General features: G+C 53.3%; 6 protein-coding genes and 1 riboswitch. Of the genes, 5 read left to right on the forward strand and 1 reads right to left on the reverse strand.

The window, feature by feature from the left end; all coding sequences use genetic code 11:
* Positions 1-83 precede the first annotated feature (83 nt).
* Positions 84-279, forward strand: a riboswitch (cobalamin riboswitch).
* A gap of 167 nt (positions 280-446) precedes the next feature.
* From ENI00_RS03255 to ENI00_RS03265, 3 genes are all read left to right on the forward strand, one after another.
* A complete protein-coding gene (locus ENI00_RS03255; protein WP_304098757.1) occupies positions 447-3215 on the forward strand; it encodes a ribonucleoside-diphosphate reductase subunit alpha in 2769 nt (922 codons plus the stop codon).
* A 28-nt stretch (positions 3216-3243) separates the two neighbouring features.
* Positions 3244-4302, forward strand: coding sequence for a ribonucleotide-diphosphate reductase subunit beta (locus tag ENI00_RS03260; protein WP_304098760.1), 1059 nt, complete (start codon positions 3244-3246; stop codon positions 4300-4302).
* Between the two features lie 73 nt (positions 4303-4375).
* Positions 4376-5440, forward strand: a complete 1065-nt coding sequence (locus ENI00_RS03265) for a hypothetical protein (RefSeq protein WP_304098762.1) — start codon at positions 4376-4378, stop codon at positions 5438-5440.
* A 4-nt stretch (positions 5441-5444) separates the two neighbouring features.
* On the opposite strand, the gene ENI00_RS03270 is transcribed toward ENI00_RS03265, so the two are convergent.
* Positions 5445-6404, reverse strand: a complete 960-nt coding sequence (locus ENI00_RS03270; protein WP_304098764.1) for an integron integrase — start codon at positions 6402-6404, stop codon at positions 5445-5447.
* Between the two features lie 243 nt (positions 6405-6647).
* Here ENI00_RS03270 and ENI00_RS03275 point away from each other — a divergent pair, with 243 nt between their 5' ends.
* Positions 6648-7505 carry a hypothetical protein gene (locus ENI00_RS03275; protein WP_304098766.1) on the forward strand — a complete coding sequence of 286 codons (858 nt, stop codon included), beginning with the start codon at positions 6648-6650 and terminating at the stop codon, positions 7503-7505.
* Positions 7506-7599: 94 nt separating this feature from the next.
* The gene (locus ENI00_RS03280) at positions 7600-8220 is read left to right on the forward strand and encodes a hypothetical protein (protein ID WP_304098768.1); all 621 of its coding nucleotides are present in this window, start codon (positions 7600-7602) and stop codon (positions 8218-8220) included.
* The last annotated feature ends 223 nt before the right edge of the window (positions 8221-8443 follow it).

Genomic DNA, 8443 nt, shown 5'->3' on the forward strand with positions numbered 1-8443 from the left:
CATGAATGTGTCCCGTGTGCTGTGTGTTTGTGAGAGACCGGTGGATTCGGGAAAAGTGCCTTGTCCCTCTAATATTTACCGTATATAGTGCCAAAATCCTTGGTTAGATACCAGATATGGTATTTGGAATCCGGTGAGAATCCGGAACTGACGCGCAGCGGTATTGGGGAACGAGCGTGGTAAAAAGACACTGGCGCAAGCCGGGAAGTCGCCACGCAAGGCAGAACCAGCAGGTTCATGCCCCTGAGTCCGAAGACCTGCCAGGGAAGACTGTACCTTCGCGACTCAGGCGCCTGCATTTGGCCCTACAAGGTGAGCAGCAACGAACACGGCAAGGCTAACGTTAAGGTACAGCTATAGAGGGCTGATGCGTTATAGAGGCTGAGCTCTGTTCGTCCTGCGTACGCGAAGGCAATGGAATTCACGCGTATTCAGGAGAAAGCCGTATGTCTGCGACAACTCTGGCCGAGCCCCGGCCGTTATCGTCATCCAACACAGAAGCCCTGCAGGTAATCAAGCGCAACGGCAACCTGGCCAGTTTTACCCCCTCAAAAATCAGTGTAGCCGTTACCAAAGCGTTCCTCGCTGTTGAAGGTGACCAGGCAGCCGGGTCGGCCCGCATCAACGACGCCGTTCACCGAGTAACCGAACAGGTGGTTCAGGCCATCAGCCGACGCCTGAAGGCCGGTGGTCGGGCGCACATTGAAGACATTCAAGACCAGGTAGAGCTGGCCCTGATGCGCGCCGAAGAGCAGAAAGTGGCCCGTGCCTACGTACTCTACCGCGAAGAACACGCCCGTGAGCGCGCACGGCATGAGCCAGTCGAAGCGCATCCCCATCTCACCGTAAAACAGGCTGATGGTCGCACCACGCCGTTGGATCTGGGCCTGATGAAGCAGCAGGTCGATCACGCTGCATTCGAGCTTGAAGGCATTGACGGCGACTCTTTGGTGGAAGAGGCGACCCGCAACCTCTACAACGGTATCGACGAAACTGAAGTGCTGACGGCCCTCATTATGACCGCCCGTGGCCGTATCGAGCGGGAGCCGGACTACAGCGCCGTCACTGCCCGCCTGCTGCTGGAGCAGTTGCGTCTTGAAAGCGTAACCGCCTTGAAACTAGACACCAACTTGACCCTGGCCGAGGTGTATCCGCAAGCCCTGAGCACGTTCATCAGCGCTGGTATTCGTTACGAACTGCTCGACGAAGCCATGGCCGCGTTTGATATGGAGCGCCTTGGCGCGGAATTGAAACCCGAGCGTGATCAGCAATTTGGCTTCCTAGGCCTGCAAACCCTGTACGACAGGTACTTCCTGCACTGGAAAGAAGATCGTCTGGAACTGCCTCAGGTATTTTTCATGCGCGTCGCCATGGGCCTGGCCCTGCGTGAAGACGACCCCAACAGCCGTGCCATCGAGTTCTACAACTTGCTGTCCTCCTTCGATTACATGGCCTCTACGCCCACACTGTTTAACAGCGGCACCCGCCATTCCCAGCTTTCATCCTGCTACCTCACCACCGTGGGCGACGATCTGGAAGACATCTACGGCGCCATCCGCGACAACGCCATGTTGTCGAAATGGGCTGGTGGTCTGGGCAACGACTGGACACCGGTGCGCGCGCTGGGTTCCCGCATCAAAGGCACCAACGGCCAGAGCCAAGGCGTCGTGCCGTTTCTGAAAGTGGTGAACGACACCGCCGTAGCTGTGAACCAGGGCGGCAAGCGCAAAGGCGCCGTGTGCGCCTACCTGGAAAGCTGGCACTTGGACATCGAAGAGTTTCTGGAGCTGCGCAAAAACACCGGCGACGAACGCCGCCGCACCCACGACATGAACACCGCCAACTGGGTGCCGGATTTGCTGATTGAGCGCATGCGCCAGGACCGCGACTGGACCCTGTTCAGCCCCAGCGACGCGCCAGACCTGCACGACCTATACGGCAACGCATTTCGCGAACGCTATGAGCATTACGAAGCCCTGGCCGCAGAAGGCAAAATCGAGCTATTCAAAACCCTTCCGGCCAAACAACTGTGGCGCAAAATGCTCACCGTACTGTTTGAAACCGGCCACCCGTGGATCACCTTCAAAGACCCCTGCAACCTGCGCTCGCCGCAGCAGCACAAGGGCGTGGTACACAGCTCTAACCTGTGTACAGAAATAACCCTGAATACCAGTGCCGAAGAAATCGCCGTGTGCAATCTGGGCTCGGTAAACATCGCGGCTCACATCAACAACGGCGAACTGGATGTGCAGCGCCTGGAGCGCACCGTAAACACCGCCGTGCGCATGCTCGACAACGTTATCGACATCAACTTTTACGCCGTACCCCAAGCACGCAACTCCAACCTGAAGCATCGCCCGGTTGGTCTCGGCCTGATGGGCTTTCAAGATGCGCTTTACGCACTGCGCCTGCCGTACACCAGCCCGCAGGCGGTGGAATTTGCCGATCTGGCCATGGAGCAGCTGAGCTATTTTGCCATCCGCGCGTCAGCGGAGCTGGCGGCAGAGCGCGGCGCTTACGAAAGCTACGAAGGTTCCCTGTGGAGCCAGGGCGTTCTACCGATCGATTCCATAGAATGGCTCAAAGCCGCCCGCCTTGAAGGCGACCTGAGCGTGAACACCGACAGCCGTCTGGATTGGGCGCCGGTGCGCGAACTCATCGCCAAGCACGGCATGCGCAACAGCAACGTGATGGCTATTGCCCCCACCGCGACCATTTCCAACATCGTGGGCGTGTCGCAATCTATAGAACCTGCGTACCAGAACCTGTTTGTGAAATCGAACCTCTCCGGCGAATTCACCGTGGTGAACCCCTCCCTCGTGCGCGATCTCAAAGCCGAAGGCCTGTGGGACAACGTGATGGTGAACGACCTGAAGTATTACGACGGCAGCGTGCAACAAATAGAGCGCATACCCACCGAACTGAAATCCCGATACGCCACCGCCTTTGAAATAGACGCCCGCTGGCTGGTGGAAGCAGCCTCCCGCCGCCAGAAATGGCTGGACCAGGCCCAAAGCCTGAACCTGTACATGGCCGAGCCCAGCGGTAAAAAACTGGACGAGCTGTACCAGCTGGCGTGGGAGCGTGGCCTGAAAACCACCTACTACTTGCGTTCATTAGGAGCCACCGGCGTGAACGAACAAGCCGCCCCGGTTGCCGCACCGCAGCCACAAGTATGCAGCATCGACGAACCCGACTGCGAAGCGTGTCAGTAACCACTTACTACTATTGAGAGGCACACCCATGCTGAATTGGGACGATGAAACCAAACCCCAAAGCCCGCCCGCTGCGCACAGCAGCGTGGCCCCGGTAAACGTTGAAGATAAACGCGTGATCAACGGCGAAACCGACGTAAACCAGCTGGCTCCGTTCAAGTATCCCTGGGCCTGGGAATACTTCATGAACGCCAACAAAAACCACTGGACGCCGCTGGACGTGAACATGGCGCAAGACGTTCACGACTACCACCATCGCCTGAGCCCGGCGGAAAAGCATGTGTTTGAAAACGTGGTGGCCTACCTCACCACCTCCGACATACTGGCCATGCGCAACATCGGCCTGGCGGTGATGGAAAAAATGACCGCGCCTGAGCTGCAGATATATCAGGCACGCCAGGTTTACGAAGAGGCCATGCACACCTGGGCCTACCAGCACTGCATTGAAACCCTCAACCTGGACCAGGGTGAAATCTACAACCGCTACCGCGTAGTGCCGCAAATCAACGCCAAAATCCAGATAGCCAACCGCCGTTTGGACGCAGCCATGCGCCCCGACATGAACCTGCGCAATAAAGACGACCTGCAGGAATTCATCATGTCTTATCTGTTCTTCGCGGCGGTGTTCGAGGGCACCTGGTTCTACAACGGTTTCAGCCCCATCTTCGCCCTGCAGCGCCGCGGCCTGATGCGTGGCACCGGCGAGCAGTTTCAGTACATTCTGCGCGACGAAGCCATGCATTTCTCCTTTGGCCTGAAAGTGGTTAACCAGATTCTGGAAGAAGAAAACATCAGCTTCGACCCCAAAGCCGTGCGGGACATGTGGGACGAATCCGAAGCCGCGGAGCGCGACTACGCCCACTACATCCTACGCGACCCAATCCTGGGCTACTCCGCCGAATACCACATAGAACAGTTCCGCTTTGTAGCCAACCGCCGCGCCCGCACTGTGGGCCTGCCCGAACCCTTCCCAGGGGCGAAAAACGTATCGCCCTGGCTTGATGAGCAGGCGACCATGCGCAAAGAGAAGAATTTTTTTGAGACACGGGTGATTGAGTATCAGACCGGGGCTCAGTTGGAGTGGTGAGCCCTGGCTGAAATCTGCGCCCTTTCTGATGCTACACTTTGATTTGTTATGAATGATGGGAAGGGAGCCCACAATGACACCGACAATCACAGGTAACATCCGTGCTGCTGCGAAGCGGGCCTTGATGGCGGGCAGTACGGAATACTTCAGCTGGACAGAAGAGGCGCAGGAAAATTTTCGAGCCACAGCGGGCGAGGAGGCCCGCTGTCGTATGCAGCAGGTTTTGTTGAAGCAGGTTCTGGGCATCGACTGCGTTGTGGCCGAGGCAGCCGAGGCCTGGCGCGAACTCAGTTTGCAGCAGCTCAATGACATTAACCCCGCAGATCTTCTTGTCAGCGGTATTGGCGACGATTTTCTTTATCTGAATGAGTCGCTGGAAGAAGGCGTATCGTTGCTGGATTTCAATACCCTCTACGACTACGATTTTGACGACTTCCTGTTTCAGGAAGAGTGGCGCCACAAAGACCTGAAAGGTTACGCTAGCCCCGGTTACTTTCCCCTGCATCATCCACGCTGGATCCGGCTGGTGATGAATGACGAGTTTGTCTACGGAAACCTGTTCTCCACGGCCAGTTACGTGATATCCCGGGTAACGGAAGCCGGTGACGACCGCCTCGATGAGCTGATTCCGTCTTCATACATCGAGGGCCCGGATCATGGTAAACCGAGAGATGGAGGTATCGCTTGGGACTACCAGTTGGACGCTAACGGCCAGGAGCCGCAGCTTGAGGAATTGAGAAGGCGCTGGTGGCAGTATCAGCAAGATGCAGAACTCGTTCTTCAGAAAGAACTCTCAGATGGCCCGCCTTATGCCTACATTCTGCGAGACGAATCTCGGGTGCCCGGTGAAATTAACGTCAACTTTGTTATCCACAATGAAAAATCCATGCACAAAGTCCGCTGGCGAACATTTATGGCGGACCTGTGGGCAATCGAAGGCAACAGCAAAGACCTTATAAGCTTGCTCAAGCGGGAGACAGAAAGAGCCCTGCGCTTTATCGGGGAGCAGCACCACGACATCCGCGGGAACTATGTACCACCGGATATTGAGCCCGGAAAAAAGCGAAAAGTGGTGATGTCCAGCGGTGCGCTTGATGATTTAGAACGGCTGAGCCGCGAAGACCCAGAGAGTGACTGAGCGCTTACCCCAAAGGGCTACGAACACCCGCAAAACCTTGCCCCAGAACGTGGGTATAGATTTGAGTGGTTCGCAAATCCGCGTGGCCGAGCAGATCCTGGACTGTGCGAATATCGCTACCACGCTTGAGCAACTCCGTGGCAAACGTATGCCGAAAAGTATGGCAGCTGGCGGGTTTATGGATGCCGACCGCCTTTGCCGCACTGCGCACAGAGCGTTGTACGGATGAAATATGGCGATGGTGGCGTGAGACATTGCCCAGATTATCAGTACTCAATGCCGGCGAAGAAAAAAGCCACTGCCACTCCAACGAACGACCGGCAACGGGGTATTTGCGAGCGAGGGCGAAGGGCAGACTAACCGGATGCAAAAAATCCTCGCTGCGCTGCTGCCAAGCTTTGCGGATACTCTCGACATGGTTCTGCAGCGGTTCAATCAAGGTTGCAGGTAAAAGGGTGGTTCTATCCTTAGCGCCTTTTCCATCACGAACTGTAATCACTTGTTGCTGAAAATCCAGATCCTTGATCCGGAGACGACACGCTTCCGTGACCCGCAGGCCAGAGCCATACATCAGCGAGGCAATCAGTTTATTGGGCTGCCCGAGATGATTGATGATTCGCATCGCCTCATCGTGGGTAAGCACCACGGGTAACTTACGAGGCTTTTTCGAACGGACGACGTTACCAATCTCACCAAGCGGCACACCCAATACTTTGTCGTACAAAAAAACCAAAGAATTCAGCGCCTGTGCCTGCGTGGCCGCAGCAACATTGCGGTGCACGGCAAGCCAGGTCAAAAACTCATTAACATCCGGCGGCCCCATGTCCCGCGGATGCTTCATCTGATGGAAGCGAATGAAGTAACGAATCCAGTACCAATAGGTTTTTTCGGTACGGATGCTGTAATGGTTCACGCGAATGACAGCACGGACCTGATCGCGAAGACGAGGCGGCTTTCCTTGCATAGTCGGGCTCCTTGCCAAAAAACTGTATATTTAGACAGTATTATTGGTGGCGCGAATCACAGAAGTCAAATGATTACATAGCGCCAGCCTTTTGAGTGGTCTAAGCTTTTGTTTTATAAATTTTTGATTGGGGCGCTGAAATTCGGAATAGCCGTCATAACGAAACGGTCAAATTTCCGCAATCACTGAGGCCTCAGTCCAATTGCTGTTATATTTCCACGGAAGTCTGCAAAGTAGTGAAAAATGACACCTGAGTATCGCATAGAAGCTGAAAAGAATATTACATCCTACTTAGCTGGTAATGATGTTAATAACATCAAGTACATGCAGGTAGAGCAGACCTTCAATGATTTGGAGGATGAGGTCCATGTTTGGAATATAAGGGCTGACGACGGCAACTGGTGGGTTGTCGAGGGAGAGGGTGTCCCTATGAACCTTTACACTCAAAATGAATTTTATTTCTCGGCTGACGAAGCGTATTCGTTTCACATAGGGATAACTCAGAGGCTTCATGCACGACACCACCAGACATTCAGACATGTAATTGATGAAGTCCCGCTTGATATTGATGGGGTAAAGTCCATTAGTCGTAGGCTTAATAGTGCTGCACTTGAACTAAACGATGTGTCTGCACCGGAAGATATTCAGTCAATTGGGTTGACTTGTAGAGAGAGCCTTATTGAGTTGGCTGGAGTTTTGGCGCAAGGAAATCCTGAGCTTCTCAAGGACCATGGGTTGAAAGCCGCCGACTTCAAAGGTATAGCAAAAGCTGTAATCAGTATTTATGCAGCAGGCAGGCAAAATAGTAATCTTCGGAAACGATGTAGAAACTTAATCGAAGCCGCTTGGGACCAATCTTCTGAAGTTGTGCACTCCCCCAATAAAAATGTCCCCGATGCAAAGATATGCTTGCTATTTACCTGCTCTGCGGTGTCAGTTATTCAGAATATTTTTCTTAAATACCTAGGCTTTGATAGTGAGCCAAGATGTCCAGAATGCAAAAGCATGGACTACGATATATCTGATGGTGCAAATCCTGATGAGTTTATTCTCATCTGTAATTCATGTGGGCATGAGACGTCTATTGCGCAAGAAATATAACCAGTGCAGGCACGGCGACGCCCATTACATTGCGCCTTTGGCTCCATTCCATGGGCGCGCATGCTGCAGGCGTTAGGCAATAGGAGATAAAGGGTTGTCAACAAGTCATACCGCAACAATTGTTGCGACAGTACTAGCCGCGGTTATCACGGCTGCTGTCTCACTATATATTCATTTTGATTCCCCAGAAATCGATGTGAGAGGCACAGTGACTGAGACGGTTGGCGCCGATTCAGAGCAGGAAGGTAGCTCTACAAGCCCTTCAATGAATATCGCGGACGTATTTATTGCTCCAATTAATACTGATATGGCGACAAATTTTTTTGCGGAAATCTCTAACTCAGGCACTGAAACTGCAAAGGATTTTCAGTTAACTATAAATTTTGGTGAGGCAACTATAGAGAAGTGTGAAGTCCAGCCATCATCTATTTCTAGGCCTACTGAATCTAAGCCACTTTCAGTCCAGTCGTACAATATCTCAACTCTTGGCAAGGATGCCTCGATTTACATCAGCTGTGCTGTAGATCTCCCGTATTTCAAAAAAATATGGGTTGGTGGTGGCAATATCCAGTATGAAAAATCTTTGACTTATGATGCGTATAAGGAATTGAAGAACGGGGATGACATTGGATTTTATGAGGGACTTTTACGAGCCGTTATTCTGTTTTTTCTAGCTATGGCGGGATTCAAGATCGTTGGATTTCTTTTTGACTAAGGTACCTAACAATTGCAGGCAGGGCGACGTTTTAGTCGTTGCTCCTTCGTCACAACAACTAAAACGCGCCTGCTGCAGGCGTTGAGGCTGTAGAAAAACTCAAATTTCCGGCGCTGGTTTGGTAAAATCGTGCATAAAGACGAGGAGTAGTCGGATGTCGAAAGCCAAACCCCGTTTCAAGCCCTACAACATCGACCAGGACGCCATCCTGGTGATTAATTAC

It is taken from the genome of Marinobacter antarcticus (genome assembly GCF_011049865.1).
In the GTDB taxonomy this organism is placed as follows: domain Bacteria; phylum Pseudomonadota; class Gammaproteobacteria; order Pseudomonadales; family Oleiphilaceae; genus Marinobacter; species Marinobacter antarcticus_A.